Here is a 16,989-nt window from a genome sequence, read left to right as displayed (position 1 = left end):
AATTACCTTAGTAATTCAAAGCTATTACCATTCCAACAGAATGGTAATGAATTGACTGTGCTCGAATGATTGCTCATTCAAATTTGGTCACTCAGTTCATTGATACCTAAGTTGATTCTCTAGAATCATCTTCGATTATCATCAACGAGTGCCCACACAGATTGATAGGTTTATATTGTTAAAGAGCGTTGCCTTTCGAAACTTTCTTCTCAAAGCGGAGGTGCATTCTAGCGAGTTAATTTGAAGAGTCAAACACTTTTTCAAATTTATTTCTCAGAAGCTTTTCACCTCACTGACCAGCGCTGAAGCCTTGCGGCGTCTGCCGTGTCAGTGAGGCGGCATTATAGAGAGTTGCTTCCCGTTGGCAAGCGATATTTCAAAAAAATGCAAAAATAACGCTTAAGTGGCGATTTAACACTCAAAGCCTTATTTATCCATTTTTACCCCAAACTTGGCAACAACTTATCCACAGAGTTATACCTTTATGGGAGGTAAGCCAGGCAGAAAAGACAAAACAACTAAGATAAAAAAAGCCGCTGACGCGGCTTTTTTTATCTGTTTCGGATTAAATACCCGAACCATCCTGTTCAGGTGGTGTATCTTCGTGAAGACCACACTCTCGTTTCAAACCAAAGAAACGGGTTTCTTCTTCACTCATACCCGGTTCCCACTTACGTGTGGTATGGGTATCACCCACTGAAAGGTACCCCTGCTCCCATAACGGATGGTATGGCAGATTGTGTTCCTCTAAATAGTAGTGCACGTCTTTATTAGTCCAGTCGATGACTGGTAAGAACTTAAACACACCATTTTGGATGGCAAGAATAGGCAAGGTTGCACGTGACTTAGATTGTTCACGACGCAGACCAGAGAACCAGGTCCCCACTTCCAACTCGTTCAGAGCTCGGCGCATTGGCTCGACTTTGTTCAGTTTGTTGTACTGTTCAATGCCGGTCACGCCTTGTTCCCATAATTTACCAAAGCGCGCTTCCTGCCATGCAGGCGATAATTCGGCCGAGTAAATTTTCAGGTTCAGGCCCAGGCGCTCAGTCAACTGGTCAATAAACTGATACGTCTCAGGAAACAGATAGCCGGTATCGGTCAAAACAACCGGGACATCTTTCTTCACCGAAGTTACCAGGTGCAGCATCACAGCAGCCTGGATACCAAAACTGGAAGAAACCGCATGGGTTCCCTGCAGGTTATCCAGTGCCCACGCAACGCGGTCCTGAGCAGTTAATGTTTCCAGATAAGCGTTAATCTCTGCCAGGTGCAGCGTTTGCTGCACCTTAGTCAGGGTTAACAACTCCGTCAGATTCGGAGTAGTTACGGTCTCAGGCATAAAAATCCCTCTTGGAGACCACCACTTCCTGGATAATACCGGTACGAATAGTGAAGTCACCAAAGGCTTCGCCATCCTGACGCTCAGTTGCCCAGCGTCCTACCAGTTGATCGATCTCTTCCAGGATTTGTTTATCAGTGATGTTCTCTTTATACATTTTAGGAACACGGGTACCCGCGCGGTTACCGCCAAGGTGCAGGTTGTAACGACCTGGTGCTTTACCTACCAGACCGATTTCAGCCAGCATGGCTCGGCCACAACCATTCGGACAACCCGTAACTCGCAGAATAATGTTGTCTTCTTTTGGCAGTTGGTGTTTTTCCAGAATGCCTTCCACATCCGTCACGAAGCCAGGCAGGAAACGTTCTGCTTCTGCCATCGCCAGCGGACACGTCGGGAATGCCACACACGCCATTGAGTTCTTACGCTGCTCGCTGACAGTGCTGTCCATCAGGCCATGCGCTACCGCAATGGCTTCGATTTCCGCTTTCTGCTCTGCCGGAACACCCGCAATAATCAGGTTCTGGTTTGCGGTCATACGGAAATCGCCCTGGTGAATCTTCGCGATTTCAGCGACACCGGTTTTGAGCGGTTTACCCGGATAATCGAGCAGACGGCCGTTTTCGATAAACAGCGCCAGGTGATGTTTCCCATCAATACCTTCAACCCAACCAATACGGTCACCACGGTCGGTGAACTCATATGGACGGCTGTCAGCGAATGTTACCCCAGCACGTTTTTCCACTTCGGCTTTAAATACATCCACACCAACGCGGTCCAGAGTGTATTTGGTTTTCGCGTTCTTACGGTTAGAACGGTTACCCCAGTCACGCTGAGTGGTAACAACGGCTGCTGCGACATCCAGAGTTTTATCCAGCGGGATAAAGCCAAAGTCATCGGCACGACGCGGGTAAGTCGATGTATCACCATGCGTCATTGCCAGGCCACCGCCCACCAGCACGTTAAAACCAACCAGTTTGCCGTTATCGGCAATCGCAACGAAGTTCAGATCGTTGGCATGCACGTCGATGTCGTTGTGCGGCGGGATAACCACTGTGGTTTTGAATTTACGTGGTAAGTAGTTGCTACCCAGGATTGGTTCTTCATCTGTGGTTTCAACTTTTTCGCCATCCAGCCAGATTTCTGCGTAAGCGCGGGTTTTCGGCAGCAGATGCTCACTGATTTTCTTCGCCCACTCGTACGCTTCCTGATGCAGTTCAGACTCTACCGGGTTTGAAGTACATAGTACGTTACGGTTTACGTCACCCGCGGTTGCGATTGAATCGATACCAATGCTGTTCAGCGTCTGGTGCATCAGCTTAATGTTTGGCTTTAGTACACCGTGGAACTGGAAGGTCTGACGGGTGGTCAGACGGATGCTGCCGTACATAGTGTGCTCAGTGGCAAACTTGTCGATCGCCAGCCATTGCTTCGGCTGGATGATGCCGCCCGGCATACGGGCACGCAGCATCACGTTATGCAGTGGTTCCAGTTTCTGTTTGGTACGTTCGTTACGAATATCACGGTCATCCTGCTGGTACATACCGTGGAAACGGATCAGCTGGAAGTTATCTGCAGTGAAACCACCGGTGATGCGATCCTGCAGATCAGCTTCAATAGTGCCGCGCAGGAAATTACTTTCGCGCTTCAGACGCTCGTTGTCAGAAAGTTTACCCAGTACTTCGCCCAGTACTTCCTGAGTGTTGTTTTCAATTTTATGGCTCATTAGTACACATCTCTCTGGTAACGTTTGGCTTTGCGTAGGTCGTTGAAATACTCTTCTGCTTTCTCACGTGACAGACCGCCTTGTTGCTCAGCGACTGTGACTAAAGCTTCGTGTACATCTTTTGCCATACGGGTTGCATCACCACAGATGTAGACATAAGCGCCATCTTGCAGCCATTGCCATACTTGCTTGGCCTGTTCCAGAACACGATGCTGTACATACACTTTTTCATTCTGATCACGGCTGAATGCCACATCCAGACGGTGCAGAGCGCCAGACTTGAGATATTTCTGCCATTCCACCTGATACAGGAAGTCCTGAGTAAAGGTGCGATCACCAAAGAACAGCCAGTTTTTACCTGATGCGCCACGGTTATCACGTTCCTGGACGAAACTGCGGAACGGCGCGATACCGGTCCCCGGACCAATCATGATCACCGGGGTTGCGTCATCCTGAGGCAGTTTGAAGTTATTGTTGTGTTCAATGAACACTTTCACTTCTTCGCCTTCTTCCAGACGCTGACCAAGGAAGCCTGACGCGCCACCCTGACGAGGCTGGCCATCTACATCGTACTCAACGATACCGACGGTCAGGTGGACTTCTTCATCCACTTCAGTCTGGCTGGAGGCGATTGAGTACAGACGCGGAGTCAGACGACGCAGCAGAGAGATCAGCTGCTCAGCCGACAGTTTGGTTTTCTTCTCCAGCAGCACATCCAGGATCTGGGTGTTGGCTGAGTACTCACGTAACTTGTCTTTGTCTTCCACCAGCTGCTGCAGTTTTTCACTGCCGGACAGTTCAGCAAATTTAGTGACAAACTGTGGGTTAGAAGTGGTGATTTCAAATTTGCTGACCAGAGCACTGTGCACCGACAAGCTTTCGCCATCGATTTCAACACTTTCGACCCCAGACAGACCAGCCGCTGCCAGTACAGCATTGGCCAGTTCAGGACAGTTTTCATACCACACGCCCAGTGCATCACCCGGCTGATATGACATGCCAGATTCCGCCAGATCAATTTCAATGTGACGGACATCTTTGCCTGAATCACGACCAGTAATTTTCTGGCTGGTGAGCAGCGTCGCTGTGTATGGATTTTGTTTGTTGTACTGAGAATGGTGACCAGCAGCCTGACCAATCGGAAGCTGAACCACTTCCGCTTGGCTGTTTGCCAGCGCTTCTTTGACCACTTCCAGTGCTTTAGCACGCCATTCCGCTGCCGGTGCATCGTAATCCACGTCGCAGTCAACACGGTCGATGAAACGTTGTGCACCCAGTTTTTCCAGGAAGGCATCAAAGTCTTTACCGGTTTGGCAGAAGAATTCATAGCTGGAGTCACCCAGACCAATCACACCGTACTGCAGATTTGGCAGTTTTGGCGCTTTCTTCGATTGCAGGAACTCATGCAGCTCCAGAGCGTTGTCTGGTGCTTCGCCTTCGCCGTTGGTCGAGGCAACAAAGATCACGTGCGTTTCTTTCGCCAGATCTTTGCCTTTGTAGTCGCTGGCATCAAACAGCTGTACCGCAACACCGGCTGCCTGCGCTTCCTGTTCTAACAGTTCCGCGACGCCTTTGGCGTTACCGGTCTGCGAAGCATAGATGATGCTCAGCTTACCAGCTGGTTTTGCTGCCGTCAGTGCGGCGGCCTGAGTCAGAGGAGCTACAGCCCCCTGAGTCTGGCTTAATCCCCAAAAATAACCGCTCACCCAAGCCATCTGATGAGGTGAGAGTTGTGAAATCGTTTGTTGCAGCTGGTTGAGCTGCGAGTCGTTTAGTGGGCTTGCCAACCCAGCTAGTTCTTTTGGTATGGTGTTTCCTGAAGACATTGTCACGACTTCCTTATTCATTGCGTGACGATAGATTAACCACTCCTCTTAATAACAAGAAAGAATAGATGAGCATGTTTTATAACTTTTTGGAAGTAAGGAGGATAAAATTTCACCCTTAGCACTTAAGTGCCCTTATCTGGCTTCCACCCTTACCTGTTTAAAGCCGACCGCCATGGCGGATTTGGAGGCTTGATCCAGGTCGCCGTAGTGGCACTCCTCACCATTAGGGCCGGTCAGTAATAAGAAACCGCCTTCCTGATGGCGGAACTCCACTATCCATTCTCCTTCATCTGAATAAGGCTCGATGATCGCTTCTACCAGCATCTTTGCGCGGTATAGGTTTCTCAGTTCCGTGATAGTCATCGCCATTCTCACTATATTGCCGATCCTTCGTTATTAAGCATGGACGATTTCCATCAGAATGCGAATCGGCCGATACAGAAGGTTGATGACGACCACGCTCTGCTCAGCGGCGCCAGTTCCTGTATTGCGCATTACGGCCAGTGTCCCGGCAGTAATAACGGTAGGCCAGTACCGCCAGACCAATCACAATGATCCAAGGCAATAACTTAAGCGCGATGCCGAGCACACTAAGCAGCAGCATAGTCACTGCCGCCGCACCAGCGGCCACCAGCACGCCCATCATGGTCAGCCCGCTGACCAGTAAGCCGACCACAAATACGGTCAGTACAATCAATTCCATCATAATGCTTCTCTGCGCCTCTTGCGTTACCCATCATGTGCTGTACTGACAATGTACAACTCTCATGCTGAAAGTGTTGCAGATTACAGGCCAGAAAATCAAACAGGCTAACCCACTGATAACTAACCGTGAGGCAATAAAAAAGCCACATGAGTTAACTCACATGGCTTGGTCATTTGGTCAAAAATACCAGTTAGCGGTGAATTTTACACACCGAGATCCTGGTATGGGATTTTGGCCAGCGCCTGCTCGACCACTTCAATGCCCGCGCCCGGTTTGTGCGCATTTTCACTGATGTGACGACGCCACTGGCGGGCACCCGGCATACTCTGGAACAGGCCCAACATGTGGCGGGTGATGTGGCCCAGATACGCGCCCTGCGACAACTGCCGCTCAATGTACGGATACATCTCGTGCACAATCTCAGAGCGCTTCTTGACTGGCTGTTCGAGGCCAAAGAGCTGCTGGTCAACTTCCGCCAGAATATAAGGACTCTGATACGCTTCGCGGCCAATCATCACCCCGTCCAGATGCTCGAGGTGCAGTTGCGCCTCCTGCAGTGACTTAACGCCACCATTGATAGCGATAGTCAGATGCGGAAAATCCTGCTTAAGCTGGTAAGCACGCGGGTAATCGAGCGGCGGGATCTCTCGGTTCTCTTTCGGACTCAGACCACTCAGCCACGCCTTACGGGCGTGAATAGTAAACTGCTCACAACCGCCCTGCTCAGAAACCAGAGTCACAAAGCGGGTCAGGAATTCATAAGAGTCGAGATCGTCGATACCGATGCGGGTTTTCACCGTCACCGGAATATTGACCTCAGCTTTCATGGCTGCAACACATTCGGCAACCAGCTCAGGTTCTGCCATCAGGCAGGCACCAAAGCGGCCGTTCTGCACCCGGTCAGACGGACAACCGACATTGAGGTTAACCTCATCGTAGCCGCGCTCTTCGGCCAGTTTGGCACAGCGCGCCAGATCCGCCGGGTTAGAGCCGCCCAACTGCAGGGCAAGCGGATGCTCTTCCTGGTTGTAGGCCAAAAAGTCACCCTTTCCATGGATGATCGCACCTGTGGTTACCATTTCGGTATAAAGTAAGGTTTGCGATGAGAGCAAACGATGGAAATAACGGCAGTGGCGATCGGTCCAATCTAACATTGGCGCCACAGACAGCCGGCATGAGTGAGTCATTGGTCTAACATCCCCGTTTTCGGTCTAAAGCATTCGGTCACCGGGTGACCAAAACAAAGCTTGGCATTGTAATCGCTTCTGTTTATCTCGCCAACCGTTGTTCGAGGTATCGTTTTGTGAACAAATAAGGTAAGTTAGCGCTTATCTGACGAGATATCCTTGTTAGTGGTTGAAAAAGCCGGTTTTATTGATGAGGAAACGATCTTCATTCGGAAATAGTATATGATTACTACAGTCCGGCAATTATGGTGATAAATTTGGATACTAAGCTTACCCAACAGATTGAAGAAATATGTGCCGCACGAGGTGTCAGGCTCACAACGCAGCGCAAACGGGTCTTTGAACTGATTTGTGCCAGCAAAAAGGCATCCAGTGCCTATGAGTTACTGGAAGACCTCAAACAGAGTGAACCACAAGCCAAACCACCAACCGTTTATCGGGCACTGGACTTTCTGATGGAGCAAGGTTTCATTCATCGGGTGGAATCCACTAACAGTTTTATTTCCTGCTGTTCCTGCAATGCCCACAAGCATTTCTCGCAACTGTTGATTTGTGACCAGTGTGGCAACGTCATTGAACTGCAAGATGATAGTCTGATAGCCTTACTGGCAGACAACGCGGAGAAACACGGCTTTAAGATTGATAATCATGTGATTGAATCACATGGCGTGTGTCAATCGTGTTCCTCAAAATAAGAATGAAACAATAGAAGAAGGTTATGCGCGCTGAATTTGTAAACCCGTTTTTAGCGTCTTTGTTGAACGTTTTAAAAACGATGGCTTCACTAGAGCTGAAGCCCCAGAAACCTCGTCTGAAAAAAGATGAGATCGCCCGCGGTGATGTGTCCGGTTTGATTGGCATGATCGGGCAGCAGACTCGTGGCTCAATGTCGATCACCTTCGATGAGAGTCTGGCACTGGAGATCATGCAGAACATGCTGGGCGAAAGGCCAAACGGGTTGAACGAAGAAGTGACCGATATGGTGGGTGAAATCACCAACATGGTTACCGGTGGTGCAAAACGCATTCTGGCAGAAAGCGGCTTTGATTTTGATATGGCCACGCCTGTGGTGGTATCCGGCCGTGGTCACACCATTCGCCACAAGTGCGAAGGCTCCATCATCATCATGCCGTTTGCTTCCCAGTGGGGTAACGCTTTTATCGAGATCTGTTTCGAATAATCCCTGGCGGTATTCATACATAGAAAAAGCGGATGCACCGGCATCCGCTTTTTTGTGTCTGTGACTTCAGAACCTGAGTCGTTTCTGAATCTGCATGCTTCGGGCACTTGGCCCGAAGCATTAATGGTTAAGCGCGAAACGCTTTAAACGCATTGATCAGACCGTTGGTTGAACTGTCGTGTGAGCTGATTGCCGCATCGTCTGCCAGTTCCGGCAGGATTTGGTTAGCCAGTTGTTTACCCAGTTCTACCCCCCATTGGTCAAAGGTGAAGATATTCCAGATCACGCCTTGTACGAAGATTTTGTGCTCGTACATCGCAATCAGGTTACCCAGCGTACGCGGGTTGATCTGTTTGACCAGAATCGAGTTGGTCGGACGGTTACCTTCAAACACTTTGAATGGAACCAGCTCTGCCGCTTCCTGCTCTGATTTGCCCGCTTTTAGCAGCTCAGCTTTCACTGTCTCAGCTGACTTACCAAATGCCAATGCTTCAGTCTGAGCGAAGAAATTCGACATCAGTTTTTGATGATGGTCGCTAACGGCATTGTGAGTCTGCGCTGGCGCGATAAAGTCACAAGGAATCAGTTTGGTACCCTGGTGAATCAACTGGTAGAACGCGTGCTGGCCGTTAGTACCTGGTTCACCCCAGATAATAGGCCCCGTCTGGTAAGTCACCGGGTTGCCGTTACGGTCAACGTACTTACCGTTTGATTCCATGTTACCTTGCTGGAAGTAAGCCGCGAAACGGTGCATGTACTGATCGTATGGCAGAATTGCTTCTGATTCCGCGCCGTGGAAATTGTTGTACCACAGGCCAATCAGCGCCAGGATAACCGGAATATTGCTTTCAAACGGAGTCTCAACAAAGTGTTGGTCCATTTCATGCGCACCGCTCAGCAGCTCAACAAAGTTGTCGTAGCCGATAGACAGGATGATCGACAGACCAATCGCTGACCATAGTGAGTAACGACCGCCCACCCAGTCCCAGAATTCAAACATGTTGTCAGTATCGATACCAAACTCTGCCACAGCCTGAGCGTTGGTTGACAGTGCCGCAAAGTGTTTTGCAACATGCGCTTCATCACCGGCAGACGCCAGGAACCAGTCACGGGCTGAATGCGCGTTAGTCATGGTTTCCTGAGTGGTGAAGGTTTTCGATGCCACCAGGAACAGCGTAGTTTCCGGGTTCACTTTCTTCAGTGTTTCTGCGATGTGAGTACCATCAACGTTCGACACAAAATGCATAGTCAGATGATTTTTGTATGGCGTCAGCGCTTCTGTCACCATATAAGGCCCCAGATCCGAACCACCGATACCGATGTTCACGACGTCAGTGATGGCTTTGCCAGTGAAGCCTTTCCACTCACCACCGATGATGCGCTCAGAGAAACCTTTCATTTTCTCCAGCACAGCGTTGACTGCAGGCATGACATCCTGACCGCCAGACATCACCGGGTTATTGCTGCGGTTACGCAGTGCCGTGTGCAGCACTGAACGACCTTCAGTCTGGTTGATCGCTTCACCGCTGAACATGGCTTCAATCGCGCCTTTAACGTCTGTCTCTTCTGCCAGAGCCAGCAAGTGCTTCATAGTCTCTTGGTTGACCAGGTTCTTAGAGTAGTCAACCAGAATGTCAGCGCCAAAACGTGTAGAGTAGTTGGCGAAACGCTCACTGTCCTGTGCGAACAATGATTTGAGGTCCATATCCTGTGCAGATTCAAAGTGTGCAGTCAGTGCTTTCCAAGCTTGTGTTTGCGTTGGATTGATATTTTTCAACATGGTATCTATCCCGATGTTACTTTGGTTTTATTCCACTAATCTTAGCCACTGGCGCCAAGAATGCAGAATCCCCGATTGAGCAAAAAGAAAATGATAAAATTGGGTGCGGATTGCCGCTTAAAAATGTAATAAATTTTCAATGCACAATTATGACTCAGCTGTGCGCTACCCGCATTGAGTTAAGTCACGTAAACACCTAGTGTTTAACTATTACCTAGTGTTTAACTATTGCCTGATATTTAAATATTGTATTGCAATCAAGTGGCGCCACCATAGCGTTTCTAGCACCGTTTGCCAAATAGATTATGGAGAGACCCTTATGTGGGCACAACAGAAAATTCAACTACGCGCATACCCGCGCGGCTTTCATCTGATCACTGATGAAATTGAACAACAATTGCCGCAGTTGCGTGAGTTATCTGTCGGTTTACTACATCTGTTTATCCAGCATACCTCAGCCAGCCTGACCATCAATGAAAACGCCGATCCGACCGTACGCTCCGATATGGAACAGCACTTTAACCACTTTGTTCCGGAGCGGGCTGCCTACTACGTGCATACCTATGAAGGGGATGACGACATGCCGGCTCACATCAAAGCATCCCTGCTCGGATCCAGTATCACGCTGCCAATCAGCAACGGCCGGTTAGCTTTAGGAACATGGCAAGGCATTTACCTCGGGGAGCACAGGGATCATGGTGGGCCGCGCCGTCTGATTGCGACGCTGCAGGGCGAATAAGGGAGAGCCAGGGTGTGCAGAGAAAAATGTCATCGCGCCTTCAGCTATTGAGCGCCAATAAAAAAACAGGCCTAAAGGCCTGCTTCGCTATAAGACATCACCACCCGGGCGGTCAGCTTAGTGACCAGCTCATAGCCGAGAGTTCCGACATGGCGTGCGACATGCTCGACCGGCAGGCCGTCGCCCCATAAAATGGCTTCATCGCCGACTTTTTCGCTGCCATGCGGGCCTAAGTCAACACACAGCATATCCATAGACACCCGCCCCGCCAACGGCACGATACGTCCATTGACCAGCACCGGCGTACCGTTTGGCGCCATGCGCGGATAACCATCGCCATACCCCATAGCGATCACACCAATCCGGGTATCGCGCAGCGCGGTCCAGTGTCCGCCATAACCGACACTTTCACCCTCTTTGACGTCACGCACCGCGATCAGCCGCGATTTCATCGTCATCACCGGCTGGTAACCCAGCTCTGATCCGGTCTGGTCGGCAAACGGCGACACACCATACATAATGATACCCGGACGAACCCAGTCCATCTGGCTGCGTGGCCAGGCGAGTAATCCGGCCGAAGCCGCCATCGAGCGCTCACCCGGCAGACCGAGAGTGACGGCCTGAAACTGTTTGATTTGTTCGTGAGTAACCGGGCTGTCCAGTTCATCGGCACAGCCAAAATGGCTCATAAAGCGCACCGGTTGCGCCACATTGGCACAGCGTTGCAGACGCTCAATAAATCCCGCGCACTGTTCAGGGCGCACGCCAAGGCGGTGCATGCCGCTGTCGATTTTGAGCCACACCACGACCGGTTTATCCAGAGTGGCAGTTTCCAGCGCTTGTAACTGCTCTTCGCAGTGCAGCGCAGTCTGAATATTGTGTGCGACCAGTAATGGCAAATCGGCGGGCAGATAAAACCCTTCCAGCAGCAAAATAGGTTTGGTGGCACCACTGGCGCGCAGCTGCAGCGCTTCTTCCATCCGGGCGACGCCAAACGCATCGGCTCCTTGTGCATGCTCAGCAACCGGGCATAAACCATGACCGTAGCCATTGGCTTTCACCACTGCAATTAAGCGGCTGTGCGGCGCCTGCTGCTGGATACGCTGCAAGTTATGGCGCAGCGCAGCCAGATTAATATGGGCGGTGGCCGCCTGGGTATAGCTCATACCCTTACTCATCATCGTCAAAGGCCGGCCCCGCGTAGTTGTCAAAACGCGAATACTGGCCCTGGAAGGTGAGACGTACCGAACCGATAGGGCCGTTACGCTGCTTACCGATGATGATTTCAGCGGTGCCTTTCAGCGCGCTGTCCGGGTGATACACTTCATCGCGATAGATGAACATGATCAAGTCGGCATCCTGCTCGATTGAGCCGGATTCACGCAAGTCCGAGTTAACCGGACGTTTATCGGCCCGTTGCTCGAGCGAGCGGTTCAACTGTGACAGTGCGACCACAGGTACATTAAGCTCTTTGGCCAGCGCTTTCAGCGAGCGTGAAATCTCAGCAATTTCCAGTGTCCGGTTATCAGACAGCGCCGGTACACGCATCAGCTGCAGGTAGTCGACCATGATAAGCGACAAGCCGCCGTGTTCACGTGCAATACGGCGTGCACGGGAACGCACTTCGGTTGGTGTCAGACCCGAGCTGTCATCGATGTACATGTTTTTCTTCTCCATTAGGATCCCCATGGTAGAAGAAATACGTGCCCAATCCTCATCATCAAGCTGACCGGTACGAATCTTGGTTTGATCAACCCGTGATAATGAAGCCAGCATACGCATCATGATCTGTTCGGCTGGCATCTCCAGCGAGAAGATCAATACTGGCTTTTCCTGCTCCATGGCCGCGTTTTCACACAAGTTCATCGCGAAGGTGGTTTTACCCATCGACGGACGTGCCGCCACAATGATGAGATCCGAGCCCTGCAGACCGGCGGTTTTCTTGTTGAGGTCGGTAAAACCGGTATCGACCCCGGTCACACCATCCTGCGGCGTTTTGTACAACAGCTCAATCCGCTCCAGGGTCTTTTCCAGAATGTTGTCAACATTCTGTGGCCCTTCGTTCTCACTGGTACGCGCTTCAGCGATAGCAAACACTTTACTCTCTGCCAGGTCGAGCAGATCTTCCGAGCTGCGCCCCTGCGGATCATAACCGGCATCAGCAATTTCATTCGCCACACCAATAAGGTTGCGAACCAGCGCGCGTTCAGCGACAATTTCGGCGTAAGCATTAATGTTGGCCGCACTCGGCGTATTCTTGGCCAGGTCAGCCAAATAGGCAAAGCCACCGACATCTTCCAGCTGCTCACGCTGTTCAAGAAATTCGGACAGCGTGATCAGATCGAGAGGTTTGCTCGCTTCCAGAATAGATTTCACGCCATCGAAAATCAGGCGATGGGGCCGGCTGTAAAAGTCGTGAGTAACAACCCGCTCTGAGACCGTGTCCCAACGTTCGTTATCCAGCAATAAGCCGCCGATCACGGACTGCTCGGCTTCTAAGGAATGCGGCGGTGCTTTGATCGCTTCCACCTGGGCATCGGAAGATTTGCGGTTTCGATTATCTGTTCGGGGATCAGCCATGACTTCACTCGGTAACTCTTTAATGACCGACCATTATACACAATTTATAATCACCCAAGAGAAAGTTTATGGGCTGCGAAAACAGAATTAACGGTCACATGACCCACGCCCGACGAGACAAACTTATTATGCAATTTATCCACCCGTTTTTTGAGGTACTGCGTGTCCAGAATTTGGCTTCTTAGTCTTGGCCTGATGACCAGTTACTGTGTATTCGCACAGGAAGAACCTGAGAGTGAAAGCGAGATTCAGGTGCCTTCCCACTGGACCAGCCAGGTAGAATTTGGCTACCAGTCCCATACCGGCAATACCGATTCGGAGTCGCTCAATACCCGCATCAAAGGTGAATATATCGAAGGGCGTCACCGGACCAACGGTGAGTGGCGTTTTTACCGGCTGAATAAAAATGGTAAAGAGGACAAACGCCAGTCCAACTATGCGCTGCAGACCGACTACAAGTTAGGCCCGAAATCCTATCTGTACGGCAGCTTTAAAGGGATTGATTCACGCTACAGTGCCTACTTTACCGATTACACCTGGTCGGCCGGTATGGGTTATCAGCTGACCAATACCGAAGATCTGCTGATTGAGCTCGAAGCCGGCCCCGGTTATCGCTATCAAAAACCGAACCTGGATGAAATCGACAGTGACGATGTGGTGTTCCCGAATAAAGTGAAGGAGCCTATCTTCCGCAGCAACATCAAGGCAGAATGGCAGGTATTCAAATCACTTAAGCTGGCGGCAGACCTGAACCTTATCAACGGTGAAAGCAATACCCGGCTCGATTCCGAGCTGAGTGTCATTAATAACATCACCGAAGATATCGCTCTCAAGATCAACCAGTCGCGCCAGTATCACACCAAGGTGCCGGAAGGACTGAGCAAGGCCGACAGCGTGTTGTCGGTCAACCTGATCTTCCTGTTCTGAGGTTCTAAGGCCCGGAGCACGGATTACAGACATAAAAAAACACCAGCCGAGGCTGGTGTTTTTAATTCGTCTGTCAGCTGAAATTACTCAGCAACAACCTGCAGATTCACAGTTGCGAAAACTTCAGAGTGAAGTTGAACGCTAACTTCGAATTCACCAGTGTTGCGCAGAGCGCCTTCAGGTAGGCGAACTTCGCTCTTAGAAACTGCAACGCCTGCTGCAGTGATTGCATCAGCGATGTCACGAGTACCGATAGAACCGAACAGTTTACCTTCGTCACCAGCTTTAGATGCGATAACTACCGCTTCCAGAGCTTCAACTTGGTCAGCACGAGCTTGTGCAGCAGCCAGTTGCTCAGCAACTTTCGCTTCAAGTTCAGCACGACGGCCTTCAAACATTTCAACGTTAGCTTTAGTTGCCATTACAGCCTTACCTTGTGGGATAAGGAAGTTACGAGCGTAACCAGATTTAACGCTAACTGTATCGCCAAGACCACCTAGGTTACCGATTTTATCAAGTAGAATAACTTGCATTGCTTAATCCTCTTTCTTAATAAACGGTGCCAATTACTGATGTTTGTCAGTGTATGGCAGTAGAGCTAGGTAGCGAGCACGTTTGATTGCACGAGCTAGCTGACGCTGGTACTTAGCACTGGTACCAGTGATACGGCTAGGTACGATTTTACCAGCTTCAGTGATGTAGTTCTTAAGAGTTGCTACGTCTTTGTAATCAATCTCTTGTACGCCTTCTGCAGTAAAACGGCAGAATTTACGACGACGGAAGAAACGAGCCATGGGCTATCTCCTGATCTAAATTTGGATAATGTTGTCGGCATGAAGCACCACTTTACCGACGCCATTCCGGCCGGTCTGGTAAGCGACAAACCCGCTCACCTGAATGGTGCTGCCTTGTACTAAATGTTGAGTTAACGCTTTTGACCTTTGCCCGCTGACCACCACTGGCATGCGGCAATACACTTGCCTCGGCAGGTCGGCTTCAAGCACTGTAGAGCGATGTTCAAGCCAGAAACGGCAATGTTCAACACCCGACGGGCTCTTGCTTCGAATCGGAGGTTTCGCGACTGAGCCACTCAACTCCATTCGATTGGTCATAAAGGAAATTACTCAGCTGCTTCTGATTTAGCTTCTTCACGATCTTCGCGACGAGGAGCACGCTCTTCTTTCGCTTTCAGCATGATAGACGCTTCAGTTACAGGCGCTTTAGTACGCATGATCATGTTACGCAGAACTGCGTCGTTGAAACGGAAAGCAGTTTCCAGTTCATCGATAACAGCTTGGTCAGCTTCAACGTTCATCAGAACGTAGTGAGCTTTGTGAAGCTTGTTGATTGGGTAAGCCAGTTGACGGCGGCCCCAGTCTTCTAGACGGTGTACAGTACCGTTCGCTTCAGTGATAAGACCAGTGTAACGCTCGATCATGCCAGCAACTTGCTCGCTTTGATCAGGGTGCACCATGAATACGATTTCGTAATGACGCATCGAATTGCTCCTTACGGATTATTCAGCTTCCAGAGTTGGCCCGGTCGTCCAGAGGAAGCAAGGAACTAATGAAAATTGACCGAGAATTTAGGAGCGGAGATAGTACAGAAAGACAGCAGCTTTAGCAAGGGAAATGTGTGGGTCTCACAGTGTGGAATTCAGGGTCCGGGACAGCGCCCAAACCCTGTAAAGATAAACCATTAGTCTTCATCGACAAACTGGGCTTGCAGATAGTTTTCAACGCCCGTCATTTCAATCAGACCAAGCTGGGTTTCCAGCCAGTCGACATGTTCTTCTTCGTCTTCCAGAATATCCTGGAACAGATCACGGGAGACGTAATCACGAATATCTTCTGCATAAGCAATCGCATCACGTAAGTCCGGTATCGCGGCCATTTCCAGTTTCAGGTCGCATTCGAGCATCTCTTTGGTCTCCTCGCCGATCATGAGTTTACCCAGATCCTGCAAGTTGGGGATGCCTTCCAGAAATAAGATACGTTCAATCAGATGATCCGCGTGTTTCATCTCGTCGATAGACTCGTGATACTCCTTATCAGCGAGGTGTTTCAGGCCCCAGTCTTTATACATACGGGCGTGGAGAAAGTATTGATTGATGGCAACCAGTTCATTGCCGAGAATTTTATTCAGGTGTTGGATGATGATTGGATCACCTTTCATGACAAAGCCCTCCTCTTTGGCTCTTTTAACTGTAGAACCAAATGAGAGAGTGTCAAAAAAGTCAGCAAGTTAAGTATTAACTAATACTAACTGGCCTGTTGGTATTGAACCGGAATAATTTCGCCGAGAATCTCTTTTGCCTGCCTCACACATTTTCCGCATTGAGAGCCGAGAGCGGTACAGCGTTTGATTCCACGAATATCCGTGACGCCCTGTTCAAGGGCTAACTTCTTAATCTTTTTGTCAGAGACACCATGGCACAAACAAACGTACATACTTCACCTCTCATTCATCATTAATGGCAATATAAAAGAGAATCATTCTTATTACTAGCCATTTTCAGGCACGAGCTAAGATCGATTAGTTATAAAAAACCGGTGAAATTTGAGGGAAAAAATAGTTAGCTGCCGCAATAATGACAGTTATCTTAGTAACACTTTGTTTTAGAAAAGAAGTTATCTCGAACGAAAAACTAAGGCAGGAATTTTCTTATAACCGAATGGCTATAAGGCTCAAACTCGATCGATAAAAAGCAAAAAGGGAAGCCGAAGCTTCCCTTTTCTAATGCGATATGCGCACTAAGTTTCGCGATTAAGCGAAGATCTTAGCTACAACACCAGCACCTACTGTACGGCCGCCTTCACGAATCGCGAAACGTAGACCTTCGTCCATCGCGATTGGAGCGATCAGCTCAACAACCATCTTGATGTTGTCGCCTGGCATTACCATTTCTACGCCTTCTGGCAGCTCGATGTTACCAGTTACGTCAGTTGTACGGAAGTAGAACTGTGGACGGTAGCCTTTGAAGAATGGAGTGT

20 protein-coding genes are annotated in these 16,989 nt (G+C 49.8%); 4 read left to right on the top strand and 16 right to left on the bottom strand.

Annotation, left to right across the window (positions count from 1 at the left end; translation table 11 throughout):
- Positions 1–565: 565 nt before the first annotated feature.
- From E6C74_RS20700 to dusA, 6 genes are all read right to left on the bottom strand, one after another.
- Entirely contained in the window at positions 566–1,342 is a 777-nt protein-coding gene (locus E6C74_RS20700; RefSeq protein WP_136487937.1) for a phosphoadenylyl-sulfate reductase, read from the bottom strand.
- Positions 1,335–3,068 carry an assimilatory sulfite reductase (NADPH) hemoprotein subunit gene (cysI, locus tag E6C74_RS20695; protein WP_136487936.1) on the bottom strand — a complete coding sequence of 578 codons (1,734 nt, stop codon included), beginning with the start codon at positions 3,066–3,068 and terminating at the stop codon, positions 1,335–1,337. The genes E6C74_RS20700 and cysI overlap by 8 nt, the downstream gene beginning before the upstream one ends.
- Positions 3,068–4,915: an assimilatory sulfite reductase (NADPH) flavoprotein subunit gene (locus E6C74_RS20690; RefSeq protein ID WP_206208456.1), complete on the bottom strand. Its 1,848-nt coding sequence runs from the start codon at positions 4,913–4,915 to the stop codon at positions 3,068–3,070. Before E6C74_RS20690 ends, cysI begins: the two co-directional genes overlap by 1 nt.
- 114 nt (positions 4,916–5,029) lie before the next feature.
- Positions 5,030–5,260, bottom strand: a complete 231-nt coding sequence (locus tag E6C74_RS20685) for a hypothetical protein (RefSeq protein ID WP_136487934.1) — start codon at positions 5,258–5,260, stop codon at positions 5,030–5,032.
- 103 nt (positions 5,261–5,363) lie between these two features.
- Entirely contained in the window at positions 5,364–5,603 is a 240-nt protein-coding gene (locus E6C74_RS20680) for an envelope stress response protein PspG (RefSeq protein WP_136487933.1), read from the bottom strand.
- Between the two features lie 203 nt (positions 5,604–5,806).
- Positions 5,807–6,790 carry a tRNA dihydrouridine(20/20a) synthase DusA gene (gene dusA, locus E6C74_RS20675; RefSeq protein ID WP_136487932.1) on the bottom strand — a complete coding sequence of 328 codons (984 nt, stop codon included), beginning with the start codon at positions 6,788–6,790 and terminating at the stop codon, positions 5,807–5,809.
- Between the two features lie 245 nt (positions 6,791–7,035).
- Between dusA and zur the strand changes: the two genes are divergently transcribed.
- Both zur and E6C74_RS20665 read left to right on the top strand, forming a co-directional pair.
- Positions 7,036–7,485: a zinc uptake transcriptional repressor Zur gene (gene zur / locus E6C74_RS20670; RefSeq protein WP_168797075.1), complete on the top strand. Its 450-nt coding sequence runs from the start codon at positions 7,036–7,038 to the stop codon at positions 7,483–7,485.
- A 23-nt stretch (positions 7,486–7,508) separates the two neighbouring features.
- The gene (locus E6C74_RS20665) at positions 7,509–7,970 is read left to right on the top strand and encodes a chemotaxis protein CheX (protein ID WP_136487930.1); all 462 of its coding nucleotides are present in this window, start codon (positions 7,509–7,511) and stop codon (positions 7,968–7,970) included.
- A gap of 127 nt (positions 7,971–8,097) precedes the next feature.
- On the opposite strand, the gene pgi is transcribed toward E6C74_RS20665, so the two are convergent.
- Positions 8,098–9,750 (bottom strand): glucose-6-phosphate isomerase, encoded by a 1,653-nt coding sequence (gene pgi, locus E6C74_RS20660; RefSeq protein ID WP_136487929.1) that lies wholly within the window; start codon positions 9,748–9,750, stop codon positions 8,098–8,100.
- Positions 9,751–10,069: 319 nt separating this feature from the next.
- Between pgi and E6C74_RS20655 the strand changes: the two genes are divergently transcribed.
- A complete protein-coding gene (locus tag E6C74_RS20655; protein ID WP_136487928.1) occupies positions 10,070–10,489 on the top strand; it encodes a secondary thiamine-phosphate synthase enzyme YjbQ in 420 nt (139 codons plus the stop codon).
- 71 nt (positions 10,490–10,560) lie between these two features.
- Here E6C74_RS20655 and alr read toward each other — a convergent pair whose 3' ends face one another.
- Positions 10,561–11,655, bottom strand: a complete 1,095-nt coding sequence (gene alr / locus E6C74_RS20650) for an alanine racemase (RefSeq protein ID WP_136487927.1) — start codon at positions 11,653–11,655, stop codon at positions 10,561–10,563.
- Between the two features lie 4 nt (positions 11,656–11,659).
- Positions 11,660–13,069 (bottom strand): replicative DNA helicase, encoded by a 1,410-nt coding sequence (locus E6C74_RS20645; RefSeq protein WP_136487926.1) that lies wholly within the window; start codon positions 13,067–13,069, stop codon positions 11,660–11,662.
- Positions 13,070–13,231: 162 nt separating this feature from the next.
- On the opposite strand from E6C74_RS20645, the gene E6C74_RS20640 reads away from it, so the two are divergent.
- Positions 13,232–13,996: a DUF481 domain-containing protein gene (locus E6C74_RS20640; RefSeq protein WP_136487925.1), complete on the top strand. Its 765-nt coding sequence runs from the start codon at positions 13,232–13,234 to the stop codon at positions 13,994–13,996.
- An 83-nt stretch (positions 13,997–14,079) separates the two neighbouring features.
- Here E6C74_RS20640 and rplI read toward each other — a convergent pair whose 3' ends face one another.
- From rplI to E6C74_RS20605, 7 genes are all read right to left on the bottom strand, one after another.
- Positions 14,080–14,529, bottom strand: a complete 450-nt coding sequence (gene rplI, locus E6C74_RS20635; protein ID WP_136487924.1) for a 50S ribosomal protein L9 — start codon at positions 14,527–14,529, stop codon at positions 14,080–14,082.
- 33 nt (positions 14,530–14,562) lie between these two features.
- Positions 14,563–14,790 carry a 30S ribosomal protein S18 gene (gene rpsR / locus E6C74_RS20630; protein WP_000090471.1) on the bottom strand — a complete coding sequence of 76 codons (228 nt, stop codon included), beginning with the start codon at positions 14,788–14,790 and terminating at the stop codon, positions 14,563–14,565.
- A gap of 15 nt (positions 14,791–14,805) precedes the next feature.
- Entirely contained in the window at positions 14,806–15,108 is a 303-nt protein-coding gene (gene priB / locus E6C74_RS20625; RefSeq protein ID WP_136487923.1) for a primosomal replication protein N, read from the bottom strand.
- Positions 15,109–15,116: 8 nt separating this feature from the next.
- Positions 15,117–15,494 (bottom strand): 30S ribosomal protein S6, encoded by a 378-nt coding sequence (rpsF, locus tag E6C74_RS20620; protein WP_136487922.1) that lies wholly within the window; start codon positions 15,492–15,494, stop codon positions 15,117–15,119.
- Between the two features lie 200 nt (positions 15,495–15,694).
- A complete protein-coding gene (gene bfr / locus E6C74_RS20615; RefSeq protein ID WP_136487921.1) occupies positions 15,695–16,171 on the bottom strand; it encodes a bacterioferritin in 477 nt (158 codons plus the stop codon).
- Between the two features lie 86 nt (positions 16,172–16,257).
- Positions 16,258–16,446: a (2Fe-2S)-binding protein gene (locus E6C74_RS20610; RefSeq protein ID WP_136487920.1), complete on the bottom strand. Its 189-nt coding sequence runs from the start codon at positions 16,444–16,446 to the stop codon at positions 16,258–16,260.
- A gap of 316 nt (positions 16,447–16,762) precedes the next feature.
- The coding region (locus E6C74_RS20605; RefSeq protein WP_206208455.1) for an elongation factor Tu at positions 16,763–16,989 on the bottom strand (227 nt) is incomplete at its 5' end.

The sequence above is a fragment of the Vibrio sp. H11 genome, assembly GCF_004804295.1.
Taxonomy (GTDB): domain Bacteria; phylum Pseudomonadota; class Gammaproteobacteria; order Enterobacterales; family Vibrionaceae; genus Vibrio; species Vibrio ostreae.
Note: the sequence above shows the minus strand (reverse complement) of the source record. Positions and strands in the feature narration are given on the sequence as shown.

What these genes read in the sequence shown, in the direction of transcription:
- E6C74_RS20700 (WP_136487937.1), bottom strand. Translation starts at nt 1,342, where the DNA reads ATGCCTGAGACCGTAACTACTCCGAATCTGACGGAGTTGTTAACCCTG.
- cysI (WP_136487936.1), bottom strand. Translation starts at nt 3,068, where the DNA reads ATGAGCCATAAAATTGAAAACAACACTCAGGAAGTACTGGGCGAAGTA.
- E6C74_RS20690 (WP_206208456.1), bottom strand. Translation starts at nt 4,915, where the DNA reads ATGAATAAGGAAGTCGTGACAATGTCTTCAGGAAACACCATACCAAAA.
- E6C74_RS20685 (WP_136487934.1), bottom strand. Translation starts at nt 5,260, where the DNA reads ATGACTATCACGGAACTGAGAAACCTATACCGCGCAAAGATGCTGGTA.
- E6C74_RS20680 (WP_136487933.1), bottom strand. Translation starts at nt 5,603, where the DNA reads ATGATGGAATTGATTGTACTGACCGTATTTGTGGTCGGCTTACTGGTC.
- dusA (WP_136487932.1), bottom strand. Translation starts at nt 6,790, where the DNA reads ATGACTCACTCATGCCGGCTGTCTGTGGCGCCAATGTTAGATTGGACC.
- zur (WP_168797075.1), top strand. Translation starts at nt 7,036, where the DNA reads ATGGTGATAAATTTGGATACTAAGCTTACCCAACAGATTGAAGAAATA.
- E6C74_RS20665 (WP_136487930.1), top strand. Translation starts at nt 7,509, where the DNA reads ATGCGCGCTGAATTTGTAAACCCGTTTTTAGCGTCTTTGTTGAACGTT.
- pgi (WP_136487929.1), bottom strand. Translation starts at nt 9,750, where the DNA reads ATGTTGAAAAATATCAATCCAACGCAAACACAAGCTTGGAAAGCACTG.
- E6C74_RS20655 (WP_136487928.1), top strand. Translation starts at nt 10,070, where the DNA reads ATGTGGGCACAACAGAAAATTCAACTACGCGCATACCCGCGCGGCTTT.
- alr (WP_136487927.1), bottom strand. Translation starts at nt 11,655, where the DNA reads ATGAGCTATACCCAGGCGGCCACCGCCCATATTAATCTGGCTGCGCTG.
- E6C74_RS20645 (WP_136487926.1), bottom strand. Translation starts at nt 13,069, where the DNA reads ATGGCTGATCCCCGAACAGATAATCGAAACCGCAAATCTTCCGATGCC.
- rplI (WP_136487924.1), bottom strand. Translation starts at nt 14,529, where the DNA reads ATGCAAGTTATTCTACTTGATAAAATCGGTAACCTAGGTGGTCTTGGC.
- rpsR (WP_000090471.1), bottom strand. Translation starts at nt 14,790, where the DNA reads ATGGCTCGTTTCTTCCGTCGTCGTAAATTCTGCCGTTTTACTGCAGAA.
- priB (WP_136487923.1), bottom strand. Translation starts at nt 15,108, where the DNA reads ATGACCAATCGAATGGAGTTGAGTGGCTCAGTCGCGAAACCTCCGATT.
- rpsF (WP_136487922.1), bottom strand. Translation starts at nt 15,494, where the DNA reads ATGCGTCATTACGAAATCGTATTCATGGTGCACCCTGATCAAAGCGAG.
- bfr (WP_136487921.1), bottom strand. Translation starts at nt 16,171, where the DNA reads ATGAAAGGTGATCCAATCATCATCCAACACCTGAATAAAATTCTCGGC.
- E6C74_RS20610 (WP_136487920.1), bottom strand. Translation starts at nt 16,446, where the DNA reads ATGTACGTTTGTTTGTGCCATGGTGTCTCTGACAAAAAGATTAAGAAG.